Source organism: Pseudomonas sp. GW821-FHT09C09 (genome assembly GCF_059418105.1).
Window position 1 is genome coordinate 544,481 of record NZ_JBWKPF010000005.1, and the last position, 21,353, is coordinate 565,833.

The 21,353-nt window shown below is 59.9% G+C and carries 22 protein-coding genes and 1 other RNA gene; 6 read left to right on the forward strand and 17 right to left on the reverse strand.

Annotated features, from left to right (window positions below; all coding sequences use genetic code 11):
* Positions 1 to 2: 2 nt before the first annotated feature.
* From mraY to rsmI, 9 genes are all read right to left on the reverse strand, one after another.
* Positions 3 to 1,085, reverse strand: coding sequence for a phospho-N-acetylmuramoyl-pentapeptide-transferase (gene mraY / locus AC07NR_RS19070; protein ID WP_015096766.1), 1,083 nt, complete (start codon positions 1,083 to 1,085; stop codon positions 3 to 5).
* Positions 1,085 to 2,452 (reverse strand): UDP-N-acetylmuramoyl-tripeptide--D-alanyl-D-alanine ligase, encoded by a 1,368-nt coding sequence (locus AC07NR_RS19075; protein ID WP_495079168.1) that lies wholly within the window; start codon positions 2,450 to 2,452, stop codon positions 1,085 to 1,087. Before AC07NR_RS19075 ends, mraY begins: the two co-directional genes overlap by 1 nt.
* Positions 2,445 to 3,908, reverse strand: coding sequence for a UDP-N-acetylmuramoyl-L-alanyl-D-glutamate--2,6-diaminopimelate ligase (locus tag AC07NR_RS19080; RefSeq protein WP_305833593.1), 1,464 nt, complete (start codon positions 3,906 to 3,908; stop codon positions 2,445 to 2,447). Before AC07NR_RS19080 ends, AC07NR_RS19075 begins: the two co-directional genes overlap by 8 nt.
* Positions 3,908 to 5,647 (reverse strand): peptidoglycan D,D-transpeptidase FtsI family protein, encoded by a 1,740-nt coding sequence (locus tag AC07NR_RS19085; RefSeq protein WP_170931600.1) that lies wholly within the window; start codon positions 5,645 to 5,647, stop codon positions 3,908 to 3,910. The genes AC07NR_RS19080 and AC07NR_RS19085 overlap by 1 nt, the downstream gene beginning before the upstream one ends.
* Positions 5,647 to 5,940, reverse strand: a complete 294-nt coding sequence (ftsL, locus tag AC07NR_RS19090) for a cell division protein FtsL (RefSeq protein ID WP_007956777.1) — start codon at positions 5,938 to 5,940, stop codon at positions 5,647 to 5,649. Before ftsL ends, AC07NR_RS19085 begins: the two co-directional genes overlap by 1 nt.
* The gene (gene rsmH / locus AC07NR_RS19095; protein ID WP_371320918.1) at positions 5,937 to 6,884 is read right to left on the reverse strand and encodes a 16S rRNA (cytosine(1402)-N(4))-methyltransferase RsmH; all 948 of its coding nucleotides are present in this window, start codon (positions 6,882 to 6,884) and stop codon (positions 5,937 to 5,939) included. Before rsmH ends, ftsL begins: the two co-directional genes overlap by 4 nt.
* Positions 6,881 to 7,336: a division/cell wall cluster transcriptional repressor MraZ gene (gene mraZ, locus AC07NR_RS19100; protein ID WP_003205355.1), complete on the reverse strand. Its 456-nt coding sequence runs from the start codon at positions 7,334 to 7,336 to the stop codon at positions 6,881 to 6,883. The genes rsmH and mraZ overlap by 4 nt, the downstream gene beginning before the upstream one ends.
* A 403-nt stretch (positions 7,337 to 7,739) precedes the next feature.
* An RNA gene (gene rnpB / locus AC07NR_RS19105) (RNase P RNA component class A) lies at positions 7,740 to 8,093 on the reverse strand.
* 73 nt (positions 8,094 to 8,166) lie between these two features.
* Complete coding sequence (rsmI, locus tag AC07NR_RS19110) at positions 8,167 to 9,072, reverse strand: 16S rRNA (cytidine(1402)-2'-O)-methyltransferase (protein WP_248739349.1); 906 nt, start codon at positions 9,070 to 9,072, stop codon at positions 8,167 to 8,169.
* Positions 9,073 to 9,249: 177 nt separating this feature from the next.
* Here rsmI and AC07NR_RS19115 point away from each other — a divergent pair, with 177 nt between their 5' ends.
* The 4 genes from AC07NR_RS19115 (at position 9,250) to AC07NR_RS19130 (ending at position 12,694) form a co-directional block, all read left to right on the forward strand.
* On the forward strand, positions 9,250 to 11,061 hold the full coding sequence (locus AC07NR_RS19115) for a penicillin-binding protein activator (protein WP_248739350.1): 1,812 nt from the start codon (positions 9,250 to 9,252) through the stop codon (positions 11,059 to 11,061).
* Complete coding sequence (locus AC07NR_RS19120) at positions 11,061 to 11,423, forward strand: YraN family protein (protein WP_007956783.1); 363 nt, start codon at positions 11,061 to 11,063, stop codon at positions 11,421 to 11,423. The genes AC07NR_RS19115 and AC07NR_RS19120 overlap by 1 nt, the downstream gene beginning before the upstream one ends.
* Positions 11,424 to 11,525: 102 nt before the next feature.
* Positions 11,526 to 12,119 (forward strand): phosphoheptose isomerase, encoded by a 594-nt coding sequence (locus tag AC07NR_RS19125; RefSeq protein ID WP_007928463.1) that lies wholly within the window; start codon positions 11,526 to 11,528, stop codon positions 12,117 to 12,119.
* Positions 12,116 to 12,694, forward strand: a complete 579-nt coding sequence (locus AC07NR_RS19130) for a BON domain-containing protein (protein WP_134828052.1) — start codon at positions 12,116 to 12,118, stop codon at positions 12,692 to 12,694. The genes AC07NR_RS19125 and AC07NR_RS19130 overlap by 4 nt, the downstream gene beginning before the upstream one ends.
* 98 nt (positions 12,695 to 12,792) lie before the next feature.
* Here AC07NR_RS19130 and AC07NR_RS19135 read toward each other — a convergent pair whose 3' ends face one another.
* The 7 genes from AC07NR_RS19135 to rplM form a co-directional block, all read right to left on the reverse strand.
* Positions 12,793 to 13,206 (reverse strand): ClpXP protease specificity-enhancing factor, encoded by a 414-nt coding sequence (locus tag AC07NR_RS19135; RefSeq protein WP_065261496.1) that lies wholly within the window; start codon positions 13,204 to 13,206, stop codon positions 12,793 to 12,795.
* Positions 13,207 to 13,222: 16 nt separating this feature from the next.
* On the reverse strand, positions 13,223 to 13,840 hold the full coding sequence (locus AC07NR_RS19140; RefSeq protein WP_085709342.1) for a glutathione S-transferase N-terminal domain-containing protein: 618 nt from the start codon (positions 13,838 to 13,840) through the stop codon (positions 13,223 to 13,225).
* 148 nt (positions 13,841 to 13,988) lie between these two features.
* On the reverse strand, positions 13,989 to 14,771 hold the full coding sequence (locus AC07NR_RS19145) for a cytochrome c1 (RefSeq protein ID WP_064383969.1): 783 nt from the start codon (positions 14,769 to 14,771) through the stop codon (positions 13,989 to 13,991).
* A complete protein-coding gene (locus AC07NR_RS19150) occupies positions 14,771 to 15,982 on the reverse strand; it encodes a cytochrome b (protein ID WP_085709341.1) in 1,212 nt (403 codons plus the stop codon). The genes AC07NR_RS19145 and AC07NR_RS19150 overlap by 1 nt, the downstream gene beginning before the upstream one ends.
* Complete coding sequence (gene petA, locus AC07NR_RS19155; RefSeq protein ID WP_003228055.1) at positions 15,982 to 16,575, reverse strand: ubiquinol-cytochrome c reductase iron-sulfur subunit; 594 nt, start codon at positions 16,573 to 16,575, stop codon at positions 15,982 to 15,984. The genes AC07NR_RS19150 and petA overlap by 1 nt, the downstream gene beginning before the upstream one ends.
* 269 nt (positions 16,576 to 16,844) lie before the next feature.
* Entirely contained in the window at positions 16,845 to 17,237 is a 393-nt protein-coding gene (gene rpsI / locus AC07NR_RS19160) for a 30S ribosomal protein S9 (RefSeq protein ID WP_007961615.1), read from the reverse strand.
* Between the two features lie 14 nt (positions 17,238 to 17,251).
* Entirely contained in the window at positions 17,252 to 17,680 is a 429-nt protein-coding gene (gene rplM / locus AC07NR_RS19165; protein ID WP_007928449.1) for a 50S ribosomal protein L13, read from the reverse strand.
* A 244-nt stretch (positions 17,681 to 17,924) separates the two neighbouring features.
* On the opposite strand from rplM, the gene AC07NR_RS19170 reads away from it, so the two are divergent.
* The gene (locus AC07NR_RS19170; RefSeq protein ID WP_423204271.1) at positions 17,925 to 18,965 is read left to right on the forward strand and encodes an NADP(H)-dependent aldo-keto reductase; all 1,041 of its coding nucleotides are present in this window, start codon (positions 17,925 to 17,927) and stop codon (positions 18,963 to 18,965) included.
* 49 nt (positions 18,966 to 19,014) lie between these two features.
* Here the strand turns inward: AC07NR_RS19170 and AC07NR_RS19175 are convergent, their stop codons facing one another.
* The gene (locus AC07NR_RS19175) at positions 19,015 to 20,151 is read right to left on the reverse strand and encodes an acyl-CoA dehydrogenase family protein (RefSeq protein ID WP_423204272.1); all 1,137 of its coding nucleotides are present in this window, start codon (positions 20,149 to 20,151) and stop codon (positions 19,015 to 19,017) included.
* Positions 20,152 to 20,396: 245 nt separating this feature from the next.
* On the opposite strand from AC07NR_RS19175, the gene AC07NR_RS19180 reads away from it, so the two are divergent.
* Positions 20,397 to 21,293 (forward strand): GlxA family transcriptional regulator, encoded by an 897-nt coding sequence (locus AC07NR_RS19180; RefSeq protein WP_170931599.1) that lies wholly within the window; start codon positions 20,397 to 20,399, stop codon positions 21,291 to 21,293.
* The last annotated feature ends 60 nt before the right edge of the window (positions 21,294 to 21,353 follow it).

Sequence of the window (21,353 nt, forward strand, 5' to 3'; positions counted from 1 at the left end):
TTCTACCTCAGCTTCAGGGTGGCAAGGCCGATCAGCACGAGAATCACGGTGATGATCCAGAAACGGACGATCACGCGCGGCTCGGGCCAACCCTTGAGTTCAAAGTGGTGGTGTATCGGTGCCATGCGGAACACACGGCGACCGGTCAGCTTAAAGGAAGCCACCTGAATGACGACTGACAGGGTTTCCATCACGAACACGCCGCCCATGATGAACAGGACGATTTCCTGACGGACGATGACCGCGATGGTGCCCAGGGCTGCGCCCAGCGCCAGTGCGCCGACGTCACCCATGAAGACTTGCGCCGGGTAGGTGTTGAACCACAGGAAGCCCAGGCCGGCACCGATCAGTGCGCCGCAGAACACGATCAGCTCGCCCGCGCCCGGTACGTACGGGATCAACAGGTATTCGGCGAATTTCACGTTACCCGACAGATAGCAGAAGATGCCCAGGCCACCACCGACCATCACCGTCGGCATGATCGCCAGACCGTCGAGGCCGTCGGTCAGGTTGACTGCGTTGCTCGAGCCGACGATCACGAAGTAGGTCAGCACGATGAAGCCGGCGCCCAGCGGAATGCTGTAGTCCTTGAGCATCGGCAGGATCAGGGTGGTTTCCACCGGTGTGGCGGCAGTCATATAAAGGAAGATCGCCGCGCCGAGGCCGAACACCGACTGCCAGAAATATTTCCAGCGGCTCGGCAGACCACGGGAGTTCTTCTCGATCACCTTGCGGTAGTCGTCGACCCAGCCGATGGCGCCGAACAGCAGGGTCACCAGCAGCACGACCCACACGTAACGGTTGCTCAGGTCAGCCCACAGCAACGTGCTGACGCCGATCGAAGACAGAATCAGCGCGCCACCCATGGTCGGCGTACCGGATTTGGACAGGTGCGATTGCGGGCCATCGTTACGAACCGATTGGCCGATCTGACGGTTCTGCAGGGTGCGGATCATCCACGGGCCATAGCACAGCGACAGGACCAGCGCGGTCAGCACACCGAGGATCCCGCGCAGGGTCAGGTACTGGAAGACCGCGAAGCCTTTGTAGAACTGTTGCAGATACTCCGCTAGCAGCAGCAGCATTAATGTTTCTCCAGACTGGACCCGCACAGGGCCGCAACGATGTTTTCCATCGCTGCGCTGCGCGAACCCTTGATCAAAATGGTGGTGTTTTTGTCCTGCTCGGCGCCGAGGGCCTGGATCAGTTCGGCCTGTGTGCCGAAGTGATGCGCCTCTTGGCCGAATGCGTTCACGGCGTGGACCATGTTCGGCCCGACGGCGTAAAGCGCGGAAACCTTGCCCCGGGCGTATTCGCCCACGTCGCGGTGCCCCTGCTCCGCCCAGTCGCCCAACTCGCCGATATCCCCGAGCACCAGGACGGTGCGGCCGGAAAAGCCGGCGAGTATATCAACGGCCGCGCACATGGAGGTGGGGTTCGCGTTGTAAGTGTCATCGATCACGCGCATGCCGTTTTTCGCCAGTTGCGCGACGGTGCGACCCTTGACCGGTTGTACCGCGCCAAGCCCGGTGGCGATGCCGAACAGCGACACGCCCAGGGCGTGAGCGGCAGCGGCGGCGGCCAGGGCATTGGCGACGTTATGGGTGCCGAGCAGGTTCAGCTGAACCCGTTCCACACCTTCAGGACTGTGCAGGTTGAACGCCGGGCAGCCACGGGCATCGGTGGCCAGGTCGCTGGCGTGGAAATCCGCTTGCGTGTTGCTCAGGGCGAAGGTCAGCACCTTGCGACCGGCAGCGCGGGTCTTCCAGATACCGAACGCCTTGTCATCGAGATTCAGCACGGCAATGCCATCGGCCGCCAGCCCTTCGATGATTTCGCCCTTGGCTTCGACGATTTTCTCCGGCCCGCCGAACTCGCCAACGTGAGCGGTGCCGGCGTTGTTGAGAATCGCCACGTGCGGCTTGGTCAGCCCGACGGTGTAGGCGATTTCACCCAGACGCGAGGCACCCAGTTCGATTACCGCCGCGCTGTGTTCCGGGGCGAGTTCGAGCAGGGTCAGAGGCACGCCGAGATCGTTGTTCAGGTTGCCACGGGTCGCGTGCACCGAGCCGCGCGTGCGCAGGATGCTCGCGAGCATTTCCTTGACCGTGGTCTTGCCGCTGGAGCCGGTCACGGCCGCGACCGGTTTGGTGAACGCAGCACGGTTCAGTGCACCCAGTTGACCGAGGGCCTGGCGGGTGTCCTTGACCAGCAATTGCGGCAGCGTGCTGTCGGCGACTTCGCGCTCGACCAATGCAGCAACGGCACCTTTGGTGGCGACTTCATTCAGATAGTCATGACCGTCGAAACGCGGACCGGTCAGGGCGATAAACAGTTGGCCGGCCTTGATGGCACGGCTGTCGATGCTCACGCCGTCGAAGCTGGCGTCCGCGCTGATCAAACGCGCGTCGAGTGCGTTGGTCAGTTCGCTGAGTTTCAGGGCCTTAAGCATGGGCCACCTCCCACGCGGTCAGGGCGTGATCCGCCTCGACCAGATCGGAAAACGCGTGGCGCTCGCCGTTGATTTCCTGATAGTCCTCGTGACCCTTGCCGGCCAGGACCACCACGTCATCCGCCGAGGCGCTGGCGATCAGTTGTGCGATGGCCTGGCCACGTCCGGCTACGAACGTCACGTTATCCACAGCCGTGAAACCGGTGCGAATGTCATCAAAAATCACCGACGGGTCTTCGGTGCGCGGATTGTCATCGGTCACCAGCACACGATCGGCCAGACGCTCGACCACTTCGGCCATCAGCGGACGCTTGCCGCGATCGCGATCACCGCCACAACCGAACAGGCACAACAACTGGCCTTTGACGTGTGGACGCAACGCAGTCAGAACTTTTTCCAGCGCATCCGGCGTGTGGGCGTAATCGACCACCACCAGCGGCTGGGTGCCGCCGCCGAGACGCTGCATGCGTCCGGCCGGGCCTTCGAGCTTCGGCAGCACTTTGAGAATTTCGTCGAGGGCGTAGTCCAGACCGAGCAAGGCACCGACGGCAGCCAGTACGTTGCTCAGGTTGAAACGGCCCAGCAATGTGCTGCGCAGATGATGTTCGCCCTGCGGCGTGACCAGCGTGGCGCGCACGCCATGGTCATCGAACTGTGCTTCGCGGACATACAGATAGGCGCTGCTGTCGAGCAGGCTGTAAGTGATCAGGCGCGACTCACGTTTTTCCGCGGCCAGTTGCCGGCCGAAATCGTCATCCAGATTGACCACGCGGCACTTCAAGTCATTCCAGGCGAACAGCTTGGCCTTCGCTTCGGCGTAGGCTTCCATGGTGCCGTGGTAATCGAGGTGATCGCGGGACAGGTTGGTCATCACCGCGACGTCGAACGCCAGTGCAGTGACCCGGCCCTGATCCAGGCCGTGGGACGAAACTTCCATGGCCACAGCTTTGGCGCCAGCCTTTTTCAGGTCGCCCAGGGTCGCTTGCATGGCAATTGGATTCGGCGTGGTGTGCAGGCCACTTTGCAGCGAACCGTGGAAACCGGAACCCAGGGTGCCGACGATGCCGCAATGCTGGCCGAGCAGATCCAGGGCCTGTGCGACCAATTGGGTCACGCTGGTCTTGCCGTTGGTACCGGTCACGCCCACCAGATTCAGGTGATGACTCGGCTCACCGTAAAAACGACCGGCGATATCCGACAACTGCGCCGCCAGGCCTTTGACCGGAATCAGCGGCACGTCAGTGATCGGCAGCACGGTGGCGCCTTCCACTTCGTAAGCAACCGCCGCGGCGCCACGAGCCAGTGCATCGGCAATGTGCGCACGACCGTCGAACTTGCCGCCCGGCACCGCGAGGAACAGGTCGCCCGCGCGTACGTTGCGGCTGTCGAGTGCCAGTTCACGGATCAACAGATCGTGGCCGGCGTGGGGGAAAATCTTGTTCAGACTAAGAGACATCAGCCGCGCCCTCCATTGGCTTTCAGCGGAACAGCCGGGGTGGCATTGGCCTGCTGGGTGTTCGGCAGGTTGTCCGGGGTAACGTTCATCAGACGCAGGGTGCCGGACATCACACGGCTGAACACCGGCGCCGAAACCAGACCACCGAAGTAACCGGCCTTGGTCGGTTCATCGATCACCACGACGATGGCATAACGCGGATCGCTCATCGGGCCGAAACCGGCGAACAGCGAGCGATAGGAGTTTTCGGCATAACCCTTGGTGCCCACCGAGGTCTTGCGCGCCGTACCCGACTTGCCGGCCACGTGATAGGCGGGAACCTGCGCACGGAATACGCCGCGCGGGGCTTCGATTACCTGTTGCAACATGCCCTGCATGGTTTTCGCCACGGCTTCCGGCAGCACTTGGGTGGTCTGCGGCGCCTTGTCGGTTTTGATCAGGGTCAGCGGTGCGAGACGACCGTTGTTGGCCAGTGCCGAGAATGCGTGCACCAGCTGGATTGCGGTCACCGAAACACCGTAGCCGTAGGACAGCGTTGCGGTTTCAGCCTTGCGCCACTCGCGGTAGTTCGGCAGGTTGCCGACACGTTCGCCCGGGAAACCGAGGCCGGTGTCCTGGCCGAGACCGACTTTCTGTGCGAGACGGAAAATGGTTTCGCCGCCGATATCGAACGCGACCTTACTCATGCCGACGTTACTGGAATTGATCAGAATCCCGGTCAGATCGAGTACCGGACCTTCGGTCTTCGACACGTCCTTGATGGTGTACTTGCCGATCTGCAGGGAGCCCGGATACACCTCGACGGTGTCGCTCGGTTTCCAGCGCCCGGTTTCGATCGCGGCGCTCATCGAGATCGCTTTCATGGTCGAACCCGGCTCGAACACGTCGATCATCGCGCGGTTACGCATCATCGCCGGTTGCAGGTTGCGACGGTTGTTCGGGTTGTAGGTCGGCTGGTTGACCATGGCGAGGATCTCGCCGGTCTTCACGTCCATGATCACCAGACTGCCGGCCTTGGCGCCGTTCTCGATGATCGCGTTGCGCAGCTCGCGGTTGGCCAGGTATTGCAGACGCAGGTCAATGGACAACGCCAAGGGCTTGCCGGCCTTGGCGTTCTTGGTGACCTGGACATCCTTGATCAGCCGACCGCGCCGATCCTTGATGACCTGCCGCTTGCCGGGTACGCCGGCCAGCCACTCGTCGTAGGCCAGTTCGACACCTTCACGACCGTGGTCATCGATGTCGGTGAATCCGACCATGTGCGCGGTGACTTCACCGGCCGGATAGAACCGGCGGAATTCTTCGATGCCGTAGACGCCCGGCACTTTCAGGTCGAGCACAGCCTGGCCCTGCTCGGGGGTCAGCCCGCGCACCAGATAAATGAATTCTTTGTTGGCCTGGGCCTCAAGACGTTCGGCCAGGGCTTTCGGATCCTGGCCCAGGGCAGCGGCGAGTGCCGGCCACTTTTCCTTGGCCAGCTGCATTTCCTTGGCGTTGGCCCACAGGGTGGTCACTGGGGTACTCACGGCCAGAGGCTCGCCATTGCGGTCAGTGATCAGGCCACGGTGTGCCGGGATCGGAATGTGACGAACGCTGCGCGCATCGCCCTGCCCCTTGAGGAAGTCACGGTCGATAACCTGCAGGTCGATGATGCGCCAGCAGATCGCGGCCACCATCACGCCGAGCAGACCGACGACCAGACGGAAGCGCCACGGGAACAGAGCCCCTTCGAGTTTCATCATGGCGCCACCATCTTCACGTCAGCTGCGCCCGGGATGTGCATCTTCAGTTGTTCGGTGGCCAGCACTTCGATCCGGCTGTGGGCGGTCCAGGTGCTTTGCTCGAGGATCAGGCGCCCCCACTCGGCCTGCGCCTTGTCGCGCACGCTGAGTTCGTTATAAAGGGTATTGAGCAACTGCCGGTTCCAGTGGGCGCTATAGGACACGCCGATGGCCGACACGAGCACGCCGATGAACAGCAGCAGCATGAAAAAGCTGCCGCCAGGCAGTGGCTTGGCGAAAAGCTTGCTCACCGCAGCTTCTCCGCGACGCGCATGACGGCGCTACGGGAACGTGGGTTGGCTTTGAGTTCGGCGTCGGAGGCCGTCTGCGCTTTGCCATGGATCTTGATTTTCGGTTCGAACGCAACGTGGCGAACCGGCAGGTTGCGCGGCAGGTTGTCGGCTTCGCCTTTCACCAGCTTGCGCATGAACAGTTTAACGATGCGGTCTTCCAGCGAGTGGAAGCTGATCACGACCAGACGGCCGCCGATTTCCAGGGATTCCAAAGCGGCTTCGAGGCCCGCTTCCAGATCGCCCAGCTCGTTATTGACGTGAATGCGCAGGCCCTGGAATGCACGGGTTGCCGGGTTCTTGCCCTTTTCCCACGCCGGGTTGGCGACTTTCAGCACTTCAGCCAGATCGGCGGTGCGCTCGAACGGGGTGACGTCACGGCGCTCGGCCACGGCACGGGCCATGCGACCGGAGAAACGCTCTTCACCGTATTCCTTGAACACCCGGGCGATTTCTTCCACCGGCGCGGTGTTGACGAATTCGGCTGCGCTGATGCCACGGGACGGGTCCATGCGCATGTCCAGCGGACCGTCGTTGAGGAAACTGAAACCGCGCTCGGCATCATCGAGCTGCGGCGAAGACACGCCGAGGTCGAGCAGAATGCCGCTGACCTTGCCGTCCAGACCGCGCTCGGCAACCACCGAACCCAGCTCGGCAAAGCTGCGCTGCACAACGACAAAGCGGCCGTCTTCGGCCGCTAGCGTTTGCCCGGTGGCAATCGCTTGTGGATCTTTGTCGAATCCGATGAGCCGGCCATCAGGCCCGAGCTTGCTGAGGATCAACCGGCTGTGCCCGCCGCGCCCGAACGTGCCGTCCAGATAGCAGCCATCAGGACGTACGGCGAGAGCCTCGACGGCTTCGTCAAGCAGTACGGTGATGTGGTTAAAGCCGCTATCAATAGTCACAGGATCAGATCACGCAGTTCATCAGGCATGGCGCCCGGTTGTTGTATGGCAGCCAGGTCAGCGGCAGAAACCGCGTTCCAGGCATCTTCGTCCCACAGTTGGAACTTGTTCAGTTGACCGACCAGCATCGCGCGCTTGTCCAGCTTTGCGTATTCGCGCAGGCGCGGCGGCACCAGAAAACGACCACTGCCGTCGAGTTCGAGGTCGACAGCGTTACCAATCAATAAACGTTGCAGACGACGGTTCTCTTCGCGGAGCGAAGGAAGCGCGCGCAACTTGGTTTCAATAATTTCCCACTCATCGAGCGGGTAGACACACAGGCACGGATCAACGGCATCAATGGTCACGATCAACTGGCCGGAACTACGCGAAACGAGCTCGTCACGGTACCGGCTCGGCATGGCGAGACGGCCCTTTGCGTCGAGACTGATAGCGTTAGCTCCGCGAAACACGTCTGCGTTTCTCCAATTTTTATCGTTTTGAGCTCAAAAAACCCACTTCATGCCACTTTCCGCCACTTGCGCACACTATAGGAATGCGCCCACCACACCGTCAAGGCGCGGATCAAAGGAAAACCCTTACAGAACGGAGATTTAGGAGCATAAAAGGAGGAGCAACGAGAATCTGGCGGATGCTTTTATCCAATAACTTGAGACAGCACTGATAGCTGCGCTCGAAAGTTAAAGTAATTTGTTAAGAGTAAGATTTTTTCGGTATTACAAAAGCGCTTCTGCTGTTGATTGAAGCAAGGTGGGAAATGGCTATTACTGCGGTTGCCGCTGCCGGACTTCCAGAGCAGGCCTGCTGATAATAAACAGCCCTGTCGCCTTTAATTCAAGCAGGGAAAAGAAAAAGGTGGAGAGTCGATCTGTAAGCCGGGTTCTGTCTTGAACAGTCATTCGTCTACGATGGCCATCACTGGACATCTTTAGCAACCTACCCGGTCCCAGCGCGGGCCACGCCTTGGGACCCTATTTGGTCTTGCTCCAAGTGGGGTTTACCTAGCCACGAACTGTTGCCAGACGTGCGGTGCGCTCTTACCGCACCTTTTCACCCTTACCGGCGCCGAAGCGCTTAGGCGGTTATTTTCTGTGGCACTTTCCGTAGGCTCACGCCTCCCAGGCATTACCTGGCACTTCGCCCTATGGAGCCCGGACTTTCCTCCCCCCCCTAATTTTCATAGAGGGCAGCGACTGTCCGATCGACTCTCCGCCGCGCAGGTTAACGGCAGAGCGCCCGAAGAACAAGCGCTAATAGCCCGCAAACCGGTCTGCGCGACGGGTTACGCGCCTTTTTGCTGATCCAGCGCCACCTGATACAGCACGTTTTTGCGCTCACCGGTGATTTGCGCTGCCAAAGCTGCAGCACGTTTGAGCGGCATCTCTTCGAGCAACAGATTGAGGATGCGCATCGCCTCGCTGCTGACGGCATCTTCGGATTCCGGCGCAGTCCAGCCAGCCACTACAACAACGCATTCACCACGCTGCTGATTGCTGTCCGCCTCGACGAATGCCCGCAACTCGGCCAGTGGCAGGCCCTTGAGGGTTTCAAAGGTCTTGGTGATTTCACGGGCGAGCAATGCCGGACGATCAGCGCCGAACACGGCTTCCATATCTTGCAGACATTCGAGAATACGATGCGGCGCCTCGTAGAAAATCAGCGTGCGCGGCTCTTCCTTGATGGCTTCCAGACGCGCCTTGCGCCCAACAGCCTTGGCCGGCAGAAAACCTTCGAAGATGAAACGGTCGGATGGCAGACCGGCCGCCGACAATGCCGCGATCAACGCACAGGCACCCGGCACCGGCACCACATTGATCCCGGCGGCACGCGCCTGGCGCACCAGGTGATAACCCGGATCGGAAATCAGCGGCGTACCGGCATCGGAAATCAGCGCGACGTTGTCGCCAGCCAGCAGGCGAGTGATGAAACGACTGCCCTCATCACGCTCGTTGTGTTCATGACAGGCCGCCAGCGGCGTAGTGATGCCGAAGTGTTGCATCAGACGCTGGGAATGGCGCGTGTCTTCGGCGGCGATCAGCGCCACTTCACGCAGGATTTTCAACGCCCGGGCGCTGATGTCATCCAGGTTGCCGATGGGCGTCGCCACCACATAAAGCGAGCCCGCAGCGGAATTCAAAGCACCTGGAGCAGTCAAAGCGCACACCTCATGATCGGTAAAAGCCGCCATTGTAGCGCGTCACGCGCCCGGCGATGCGCTCGCGGCAGACACGGTTTGTCGCACCATTGTGCGGTCGCGCAACATTTACATCAGCTAAATTGACGGTTTCACACCAGTAACATCGCGCCCCGGCCAGCGCTTGGGTACAATTCGACGCTAATTTGATCGAGTATCAGGAACACTTACATGATCGCTTGCCTGCGGCTGTTCACTGCCCTCTGCCTCGCTGCCCTGTTGGCGGCCTGCGCCAGCTCCCCTTCCTCCAGCCTTGGCGAACTTCCACGGACCCCGGATGCCACCATCGAGCAACTGCTCGAACAGGCTGCCCAGGCCAAATCGCCGGACAAAGCTGCGTTGCTGCGCCTGAGTGCAGCGGACATGGCTTACCGCCAAGGTAACGCCGGACAGTCCGCGCAGATCCTGCAACAAGTGCCAATGGAACAACTCCAGCCAGGCCAGCAGGCATTCGCCAGCACCTTGTCTGCCGAGTTGGCAATGACCCGCAACCAGCCGAAAGCCGCGCTGGCAGCCTTGAACCATCCAAGCCTGCAGCGCCTGAGCGAAATGTCGATTCCGCTGCAGGTTCGCGCAGGCACCGTTCACGCCCGCGCCCTTGAAGCCGACGGCCAGACACTGGCTGCCGCTCGCGAGCGCATCTTCATCGCGCCGATGCTGGAAGGCGAAGCCGCCAGCAAGAACCACGAAGCGATCTGGACCCTGATTGCCTCGCTGCCGACCGATCAGCTGCAACCCAACGGGACCGACGACCTCGCAGGCTGGATGAGCCTGGCCCTGGCCGTGAAAACCGCCGGCACCCTGGAGCAGCAACAGGCTGCCATCGACGACTGGCGCTCGCAGCACCCGAAACACCCGGCCGCGATCAACCTGCCGCTGCCTCTGACCAAACTCAAGGAACTGGCCAGCCAGCCTCTGAGCAAAATCGCTCTGCTGCTGCCACAGGACGGCCAGCTGGCCTCGGTCGGCAAGGCCCTGCGTGACGGTTTCATGGCCGCGCACTACCAGGCCCAGCAAGCCGGTCAGAAACCACCGGCCATCGTGTTCTACGACAGCTCGCACCTGACCAGCATGGACGAGTTCTACCGCAAGGCCCAGGCCGACGGCGTGCAACTGGTTGTCGGGCCGCTGGAAAAACCACTGGTCAAACAGCTGAGCACCCGCCCGCAACTGCCGATCACCACTCTCGCGCTGAACTACAGCGAAGGCGACCAGGGCCCGGCGCAACTGTTCCAGTTCGGCCTCGCCGCTGAAGACGAAGCCCGCGAAGTTTCTCGACGCGCCCGTGCCGACGGCCTGCACCGTGCCGCGATCATGGTGCCGAAAGGCGAATGGGGTGACCGCGTCCTGCGCGCATTCAGCCAGGACTGGCAAGCCAACGGTGGCAGCATCGTCGCCACCGAGCGCGTCGATCAGCCCGTGCAACTCGCCCAGCAGATTGCCGACATGTTCCAGCTGCGTCAGAGCGAAGCCCGCGCCAAGAGCCTGCAGAATGCAGCCGGCACCAACGTCGCCGCCCAGCCTTCGCGTCGCCAGGACATTGAGTTCATCTTCCTCGCTGCGACCCCGCAACAGGCGCAGCAGATCAAGCCGACCCTGAACTTCCAGTACGCCGGTGACGTGCCGGTCTACGCGACCTCCCACGTATTCAGCGCAAGCGGCGACGTGAACCAGTACAACGACATGAACGGCGTACGCTTCTGCGAAACCCCGTGGCTGCTGGATGCCAACGACCCACTGCGCAAACAGGTCACTGCTCAGTGGCCACAAGCCGCCGGCAGCCTCGGCCGTCTGTACGCGATGGGTGTTGACGCCTACCGCCTGGCACCACGCCTGAGCCAGCTCAAGACCCTGCCGGACAGCCGCATCGACGGTCTGTCGGGCAGCCTGGGCATGACCCAGAGCCAACGCGTCGTACGTCAGCTGCCATGGGCCCAGTTTGTCAGCGGCCAGATCCAGCGTCTGCCGGACACCCCGCGCTGATGCCCGACAGGTCACACCTGCAAAGCGGCAAGGATGCCGAGCGCCAGGCGCTCGAGCATCTGCAACACCAGGGTCTGCGCCTGCTGGCGCAGAACTGGTTATGTAAACGCGGCGAGCTTGATCTGGTCATGCTTGATGGCGATACAGTAGTATTCGTCGAAGTACGTTACCGAAAGAACACTCAATGGGGTGGAGCGCTCGACAGTATCGACGGGCGCAAACGGCAAAAACTGATTTTCGCCGCACAGTATTTTCTTCAGCGCGAGTCGCGTTGGGCCAATTCCCCCTGCCGCTTCGACGTGGTGGCCATCGACAGCCACCAGGGTCAGCTGAACTGGTTGCAGAATGCGTTCGACAGTTGAGCGCCTGCGCCGACCTGGACATTTTCACTCAACACTTTTGCTCTTTGCTTTGCGGGCTGCACATTCACGTGCCGGACAGCCGCGCTAATTAAGGTCACACAGATGGACATGCAATCCCGAATTCGCCAGCTTTTTCAGGCCAGTATCGACACCAAGCAACAGGCGATGGACGTACTTGCACCGCACATCGAGCAAGCCAGCCAGGTAATGGTCAACGCCCTGCTCAACGAAGGAAAAATGCTCTCGTGCGGCAACGGCGGTTCGGCCGGCGATGCCCAGCACTTTTCCTCGGAACTGCTCAACCGCTTCGAGCGCGAGCGTCCGAGCCTGCCGGCCATCGCCCTGACCACCGACAGCTCGACCATCACCTCGATCGCCAACGACTACAGCTACAACGAAGTGTTCTCCAAGCAGATCCGTGCACTCGGCCAGCCAGGCGATGTGTTGCTGGCGATTTCGACCAGCGGTAACTCGGCGAACATCATTCAGGCGATCCAGGCCGCACATGATCGCGAAATGATTGTCGTAGCTTTGACCGGACGCGATGGCGGCGGCATGGCGTCGCTGCTGCTGCCCGAGGACGTCGAGATTCGCGTACCGGCCAATGTCACCGCACGTATTCAGGAAGTCCACTTGCTGGCGATCCATTGCCTTTGCGATCTGATCGACAGCCAACTGTTCGGGAGTGAAGAATGACCCCTAATCGCCTTGGCCTTCTGGCCTTGACCCTGTGCCTCGGCATTACTGGCTGCACCTCCGTGGTGAATGCCAGCCGCGAAGCACCGATCGAAGACGATCGCGGCACCCGCACCTTCGGCAGCAAGATCGACGATTCATTGATCGAAACCAAAGTCGGCGTCAACGTGGCCAAGGCCGATCCGGGCCTGGACAATGACTCGCACATCGTCGTCACCAGCTTCAACGGCGTCGTGCTGCTGGCCGGCCAGACTCCGCGCGAAGACCTGAAGGCCAAGGCCGAGCAGGCTGCCGCCAATGTGCAACGCGTGAAGAAGGTGCACAACGAGCTGCAAGTGATCGCCCCTTCGAGCTTCCTTGCCCGCCAGAACGACTCCTGGCTGACGACCAAGATCAAGACCCAGATGCTGACCGACGCCAGCATTCCCGGCTCGCGCATCAAAGTCGTGACCGAGAACGGCATCGTCTATCTGCTCGGCCTGCTGACCAAGCAGGAAGCGGCCCAGGCCACCAATCTGGTCCAGGGCGTGTCCGGCGTGCAGAAGATCGTGAAACTGTTCGAGTACATCGACTGAGAACGATCTGCCCTCGGTGGCGCTTACGAAAGCGCTATCGCGAGCAGGCTCGCTCCCACGGGCACAAAAAAGGCGATCCGGTTGGATCGCCTTTTTTATTACTTCACCACTTTCAGACTTGGCCGGCCGCTTGGGCGCGGCGGCTCGCTGTCCGGTGGCGGAATATCATCATCCTGCTCGATCTCGTCTTCGTCATCCATCGGCGACTCCAGATCGAACACCATGCCCTGACCGTTCTCCCGGGCGTAGATACCCAGAATCGCAGCAATCGGCACGTACAGGCTGTGCGGAACACCACCGAAGCGACCTTCGAAGGTCACCACGTCGTTGTCCATGTGCAAATGACGCACGGCACTCGGTGAAATATTCAGGACAATCTGCCCGTCACTGGCAAAGCCTTGTGGTACCTGCACTGCCGGGTACTCGGAATTGACCAGCATGTGCGGGGTGCAATCGTTATCCACAATCCACTCGTAGAGCGCGCGGACCAGATAAGGTCGACTGGAGTTCATAGCGGCTCCTTAAGCCTTAGCGCATGTCGCGTTCGACACCAGACAGACTCGCCTGGAAAGCCTCACGCGCAAATTGACGCTCCATATAATCAAGCAGCGGCTTGGCCGGCCGCGGCAGTTCTATACCCAGAATCGGCAAACGCCAGAGTATTGGCAATAGGCAGCAATCCACCAGACTTTGTTCCTCACTGAGGAAAAACGGCTTGTCGGCGAACAGCGGCGACACGCCCGTCAGGCTTTCACGCAATTCCTTGCGCGCCACGACACGCGCAGCCTCCTTGGTGCGTGAATCCAGAATCAGATCCACCAGACCACACCAGTCACGCTGGATGCGGTGCATCAACAGACGACTGTTGGCACGCGCCACCGGGTACACAGGCATCAATGGCGGATGCGGGTAACGCTCATCCAGATACTCCATCACCACGGTCGACTCCCACAACGCCAGGTCACGATCGACCAGCGTCGGGAGACTGCCGTAAGGGTTCACTTCAATCAGTTTAGGCGGCTGACGACCAGCCTCCACAAAAATGATTTCGGCGCTGACACCCTTCTCTGCAAGCACGATGCGCACTCGGTGGGAATAGTGGTCGGCGGGGTCGGAGTAACAGGCCAACCGATTGGTCACGCCCATGGCGATCCTCCTCGCTTGTTGAAATAGTCGGAGCCGGAAAAACGCGCGCGCCCAGAGGGCGCCTCCCGCAAAACCTGGCTGACCAGGCTTTGCGTTTTCAGAGGCGCCCTTGGGCGCGCGCGATTAACAGCAATTGCTTGAAGCGTTATCAGTGCACGTCTTTCCAGTATTCACGCTTGAGCAGGTAGGCGAACACAAAGAAGAACGCCAGGTACAGCAAGACGTAAGTACCGATGCGCTGATGTTGCAGCTTAACCGGGTTAGCCGAGTAAGCCAGGAAGGTTACCAGATTCTTGACCTTCTCATCGAACTGCTCTTCGTTCAGGGTTCCGGTTTTCGGCACGATGGTCAGCTGATCACAGGCCTCATGAGTCAGAGGCGTACCGGTCAGCGGGTCATATTGCTTCTTGCCGTCCTCGACGATCTGCACCTGCTTGCAACCCACGACCTGGCGACCTTGCAGGCCGACCAGCACGTTAGGCATGCCGACGTTCGGGAAGACCTTGTTGTTCACGCCCCATGGACGCGCCGGATCTTCATAGAACGAACGCAGATAACCATAAAGCCAGTCGGTACCACGAACACGCGCCACCAGGGTCAGGTCCGGCGGCGCCGCACCGAACCAGGTCTTGGCGTCGGCCGGCTGCATGCCGATGTTCATGTGATCGCCGATCTTGGCACCGGTGAACACCAGCTTCTCCAGCATCATTTCGTGCGGAACACCGAGGTCATCGGCAACACGCTCGTAACGCTGGAACTTGGCGCTGTGGCAACCCATGCAATAGTTGGCGAAGGTACGCGCACCATCCTGCAGGGCAGCCTTGTCGGAAACGTCGATGTCGACTTTTTCCAGTTCCGGACCACCGTGTTCCGCAGCAAAGGACAGCACAGGCAGAGCAGCAAAAATCAGAGCAAAAAATAACTTTTTCATCAGCCAGTCACCCTTTCCGGAACCGGTTTGGTCTTCTCGAGCCTGGTGTAGAACGGCATCAGAATGAAGTAGGCGAAGTACAGGAAGGTGCAGACCTGCGACACCAGCGTGCGCTCCGGCGTCGGGGCCAGAACCCCCAGAATGCCGAGAATCACGAAGGAAATGCAGAACACCACCAGCCAGATTTTGCTCATCCAGCCTTTGTAGCGCATCGATTTGACCGGGCTACGATCAAGCCATGGCAGCACGAACAGCAAGGCAATCGAGGCCCCCATGGCGATAACGCCCATGAGTTTGTCCGGGATCGCACGCAAGATTGCGTAGAACGGTGTGAAGTACCAGACCGGTGCAATGTGCTCTGGCGTCTTGAACGGGTTGGCTTGCTCGAAGTTTGGTTTTTCGAGGAAGTAGCCGCCCATTTCCGGGAAGAAGAACACAATGAAGCAGAAGATAAACAGGAACACCACGACGCCGACGATGTCCTTCACGGTGTAGTACGGGTGGAAAGCGATGCCATCCAGCGGAACACCGTTTTCGTCCTTGTGCTTCTTGATGTCCACGCCGTCCGGGTTGTTCGAACCCACTTCGTGCAACGCCAGAATGTGCAGCACCACCAGACCGAGAATCACGATCGGCAAGGCCACCACGTGCAGGGCGAAGAAGCGGTTCAGGGTGATCCCGGAAATCAGGTAGTCACCACGAATCCACTGGGTCAGGTCGTTACCGATAACCGGGATCGCGCCGAACAGCGAGATGATCACCTGGGCGCCCCAGTAGGACATCTGGCCCCATGGCAGCAGATAACCCATGAAGGCTTCAGCCATCAGCGCCAGGTAGATCAGCATGCCGAACACCCACACCAGCTCGCGGGGTTTCTGGTACGAACCGTAGAGCAGGCCACGGAACATGTGCAGATAGACCACGATGAAGAACGCCGAAGCGCCGGTGGAGTGGAGCAAACGCAGGATCGAGCCGTACTCGACGTCGCGCATGATGTATTCGACGGAGGCAAACGCCTCTTCAGCCGACGGGGTGTAGCTCATGGTCAGCCAGACACCGGTGACGATCTGGTTGACCAGAACGAGCAGTGCCAGCGAGCCGAAGAAGTAGAAGAAGTTGAAGTTTTTTGGTGCGTAATACTTGCTGAGATGGTCTTCCCACATTTTGGTGGCGGGGAAGCGCGCATCAACCCAATCCATGAACTTGCTCATCACGCTTTCTCCGTATCGACGCCAATGACAATCAGGTCATCGGTCTCATAGGAATGCGGGGGTACTGGCAGGTTCAAAGGCGCAGGTTGCGACTTGTAGACGCGGCCAGCCAGATCGTAGTGGGAACCGTGGCAAGGGCAGAAATAGCCGCCTACCCAGTCTTTGCCCAGATCCGCGGGTGCCACTTCGGGACGGAAGGTCGGTGAGCAACCCAGGTGAGTGCAGATCCCGATCAGCAGCAGGATTTCCGGCTTGATCGAACGCACTTCAGGGTCGACATAGGTGGGTTGCGTGGAGTTTTTGGAGGTCGGATCGGAGAGCTGGCCCTCGATCTTCTTGAGATTCCCCAGGATTTCCGCAGTACGGCGAACAATGAATACCGGCTGGCCGCGCCATTCAGCAATCATCTGCTGTCCGGGCTCGATCTTGCTGACATTCACTTTCACCGGTGCGCCGGCAGCCTTCGCCTTGGCACTGGGAAACCATGACCCCACGAACGGGACCGCAGCCCCCACCGCTCCTGCAGCACCCACCACGGATGTGGCCGCTACCAAGAAGCGACGCCGGCCTGCATTCACGCCGTCATTGCTCATTCAGTCCTCTCCCATCAGCTTTGTGGCCTGTTAAATCAGGCATCTACTAAATATGAAACAATGTACTTATAAAAATTTTGCCGAATGGTAATGAAAACCCCCAATTCTGACAAGGTAATTACCCGGAGGGCTGGCCCTCAAGCCTTGTAGTATAGGGGGTCTACGAATGTGGCAAGTTGTCACAGCGCAATTATTCGAGAAATCGCACGCATAAAAAAACGCCCGGTTCCGTGAGGAATCGGGCGTTCTTTTTGAACGTGGAAGCGGAATTAACGCTTCGAGTACTGCGGACGCTTACGCGCTTTACGCAGACCAACTTTCTTACGTTCAACTTCACGGGCGTCGCGGGTAACGAAGCCAGCTTTGCGCAGAGCGCTACGCAGGGTTTCGTCGTAGTCCATCAGAGCGCGAGTGATACCGTGGCGGATTGCGCCAGCCTGACCACTTACACCACCGCCGATCACGGTGACGTAGATGTCGAATTTCTCGACAGTCTCGGTCAGTTCCAGCGGCTGACGAACTACCATGCGGGCAGTTTCGCGGCCGAAGAACGAATCCAGCGAACGGTTGTTGATGGAGATGTTACCAGTACCCGGACGCAGGAAAACGCGTGCGGTTGCGGTCTTGCGACGGCCAGTGCCGTAATTTTGAGTCGCCGACATAATGAACTATTCCGTTAAATCTTCAGTTCTTGGGGCTGCTGAGCAGTATGAGGGTGTGCAGCGCCCGCATAGACTTTCAGCTTACGGTACATGTCGCGACCCAGCGGGTTTTTAGGCAGCATGCCTTTAACCGCGGTCTCGATCACGCGCTCAGGGGCCTTGGCGATCAGTTTTTCAAAGTTGATCGACTTGATACCGCCCGGGAAACCGGAGTGGGAGTAGTACATTTTGTCAGTGGTTTTAGCACCGGTTACACGAACTTGCTCGGCGTTGATCACGACGATGTAGTCGCCGGTGTCAACGTGAGGAGTGTACTCAGGCTTGTGCTTGCCACGCAGACGGCTCGCGATTTCGGTGGCCAGACGACCCAGGGTCTGACCAGCAGCGTCGACGACAAACCAGTCGCGCTTTACTGTTTCCGGTTTAGCAGTAAAAGTTTTCATTCTTTATAGCCTCAGGGGCCGCCTGTAAATAAGACGGCGGATCTTACTGAATAGTGCGTACTTTGACAAGTCAAAGGCAGCCGGATACAGACGCTTTCGGGGGCTCGGGTCGGCGCGTCCGTTCAACGGCAAGATTCTTCGGCGGCGGGGCATCACTTCCACTGCAGAAAGAGGTCGGCAATTATGCAGATTGCGAAAAAAATTTCAACCTGCTTTTATGCTTGTTTTGCCCAAGGAGCACCCGATGGACTATCGCCAGCTAGGCCGTACCGACCTGAACGTGAGTGCAATCTGCCTCGGCACCATGACCTGGGGCGAGCAAAACACTGAAGCTGAAGCCTTCGCCCAGATCGAGCGGGCCAAGGGCGCCGGGATCAATTTCATCGACACCGCCGAGATGTACCCGGTGCCGCCGAAAGCCGAAACCTACGCCACCACCGAGCGCTACATCGGCAATTATTTCAAGAACCGCGGCGACCGCGCCGACTGGATCCTCGCCAGCAAGATCGCCGGCCCCGGCAACACCATCGATTACATCCGCGACAAAAACCTGCGCCACAACCGCCAGCACATCACCGAAGCCGTGGACGCCAGCCTCAAGCGCCTGCAGACCGACTACATCGACCTGTATCAACTGCACTGGCCGGAGCGCAGCACCAACTTTTTCGGACAGCTGGGCTACAAACACAAGATCGAAGCCAACCTCACTCCGCTCGAAGACACCCTCGAAGCGCTCGATGAGCAAGTGAAGGCCGGCAAGATCCGCCACATCGGTCTGTCCAACGAAACCCCGTGGGGCACCATGCGTTTTCTGGCCCTGGCCGAAGCCCGTGGCTGGCCGCGCGCGGTATCGATCCAGAACCCGTACAACCTGCTCAACCGTAGCTTCGAAGTCGGTTTGGCGGAGATCGCCATTCGCGAACAGTGCGGCCTGCTCGCCTATTCGCCGCTGGCATTCGGTTTCCTGTCGGGCAAGTACGAAGGTGGCGCCCGTCCACCAAAAGGTCGTCTGAGCCTCTACAGCCGCTTCAGCCGCTACTTCAACGCGCAATCGGAAGCGGCGTGCAGCCGTTACGTGGCGCTCGCCCGGGAACATGGCCTGGATCCGGCGCAGATGGCGCTGGCCTTCGTCAACCAGCAACCGTTCGTCACCAGCAACATCATCGGGGCGACGACGCTGGAGCAACTGGACAGCAACATTGCCAGTTTCTATCTGAATCTTTCAGACGAAGTGCTTGAAGGAATTGAAGCGATTCACAAGGATCATCCGAACCCGGCTCCTTGATCCGGCACTAAAAGCCGCGCTCCCACGCACAAGCGTGGGAGCGCCCGGGTCATAGCGACCGCGCAATAATCTCTTTCATGATTTCATTGGTGCCGGCATAGATCCGCTGCACCCGCGCATCCGCCCATGCCCGGGCCACCGGGTACTCCCACATGAAGCCGTAGCCGCCATGCAACTGCACGCACTCGTCGAGCACCTTGCATTGCAGGTCGGTGCCCCAGTACTTGGCCATCGCGGCGGTCGGCACGTCGAGCTTGCCTTGCAGGTGCAGCTCCAGGCAGCGATCGACGAACACCCTGCCGATCTGAATCTCGGTGGCCATCTCCGCCAGCTTGAAGCGGGTGTTCTGGAAGTCGGCGATTGCCTTGCCGAACGCCTTGCGGTCACGGGTGTACTCCAGCGTCCATTGCAGCGCCGCCTCGGCCGAGGCCAGCCCGCCAATGGCCACGGTCAGACGCTCCTGCGGCAATTCCTGCATCAGATAGGCAAACCCGGCCCCGGCCTGACCCAACAGGTTTTCCTTTGGCACTCGCACGTCCTGGAAGAACAATTCCGACGTGTCCTGAGCCTTCATTCCGACCTTCTCCAGGCGCTTGCCCTTGTCGAAGCCCGGCGTGTTCGCCTCCACCAGGAACAGACTGGTGCCCTTCGCACCCGCCTTCGGATCGGTCTTGGCCACAACGATCACCAGATCAGCCAGAAAACCGTTGGTGATGAAGGTCTTCGAGCCGTTGATCACATATTCGTCGCCATCCAGCACCGCCGTGGTCTTGACACCTTGCAGGTCGGAACCGGCGCCCGGCTCGGTCATGGCGATGGCGCTGACCATTTCGCCGGAGACCAGTTTCGGCAGGTATTTCTGCTTCAGCGCCTCGCTGCCGTAATGCAGGATGTACGGCGCAACGATGTCCGAATGCAGCGAGAAACCGATGCCGGTCAGGCCCAATCGCCCCACTTCCTCGATCACCACGGCGCTGTAAAGAAAGTCCGCCCCCAGCCCGCCGTATTCCTCCGGCAGATGCGAGCAGAGCATCCCCGCCTCCCCTGCCTTGTTCCACAGTTTACGGTCGATGTAGCCTTGTTTTTCCCATTGCCCGTGGAACGGCACCGCCTCTTTCTCAAGGAAAGTCCGCACGCTGTCGCGGAACAATTCGTGCTCGGAGCTGAACAGGGTTCTGGGAATCATGCGTCACCTTTCGTTCTTGTTGGAGGGATCAGACTTTCAGAGACTAAGCCGCACACCCAATACAGGACACTGGACACATCCGACAAAAAATAAGACGATCCAGCCGTCTGGTGACCACTTTCCCTTATAAAAACAAAAGTTGAATTATGTCCAAGCAAGTCTCCACGCCCTTGCGGCGCGTCAGCATCCTGGCGATCGACCGGGTTTTCGCTTCCACCCTCATGCAAGCCAAGGATTTCTTCCATCTGGCCAGCCTGCGTTACGGCAAACAACTGGGCCACGGCCTGACTCCGGCGTTCGAAACCCGCCTGGTCAGCCCCGACGGCAAACCGGTGAACAGTTTCAGTGACGTGGTCATGCCGGTGGACGGCGGTCTGGAAAACGCCGACGTCATCATCCTCCCGGCCTTCTGGGATGACTTCGACACGCTGTGCCAACGTTATCCACAGGTGCTGCCGTGGCTGCGTGAACAGCACGCCCGTGGCGCCGTGCTCTGCGGCGAGGCCACCGGGGTGTTCTGGCTGGCCGAGGCCGGCCTGCTCAACGGTAAGGAAGCGACCACCTACTGGCGCTTCTTCAACGCCTTCGCCGAGCGCTTCCCCAAGGTCTATCTCAATCAGGACAAGCACCTGACCGACGCCGACAACCTGTACTGCGCCGGCGGAACCACCTCGGCCTGCGACCTCTATATCTATCTGATCGAGCGTTTCTGCGGTGCCAATGTGGCGCAAGCCGTGGCCCGCGACATTCTTTATGAAGTGCAGCGCAGCTACTCACCGGGCCGCATCGGTTTCGGCGGGCAGAAGCTGCACCAGGACGTGATCATCCTGCAGATCCAGCACTGGCTCGAAGAGCATTTCGCCGACAAGTTCCGCTTCGAAGACGTGGCCCGCGAACACGGCATGAGCATTCGCAACTTCATGCGCCGCTTCCAGACCGCCACCGGCGACAAGCCGCTGCACTATCTGCAACGGCTGCGCATCGAGACCGCCAAGGGCCTGCTCTCCGGCAGCCGCAAGAGCATCAAGACCATCAGCTACGAAGTCGGCTACGACGATGCGAGCTTCTTCGCACGCCTGTTCCGCCAGCACACCGAACTGTCGCCGAACCAGTACCGACAGCAGTTCCAGCAAGCTGCCTGACGATTCGACCAGACACAAAAAAGGGCCTGCATCTGCAGGCCCTTTTTGTTTGCCGAATCC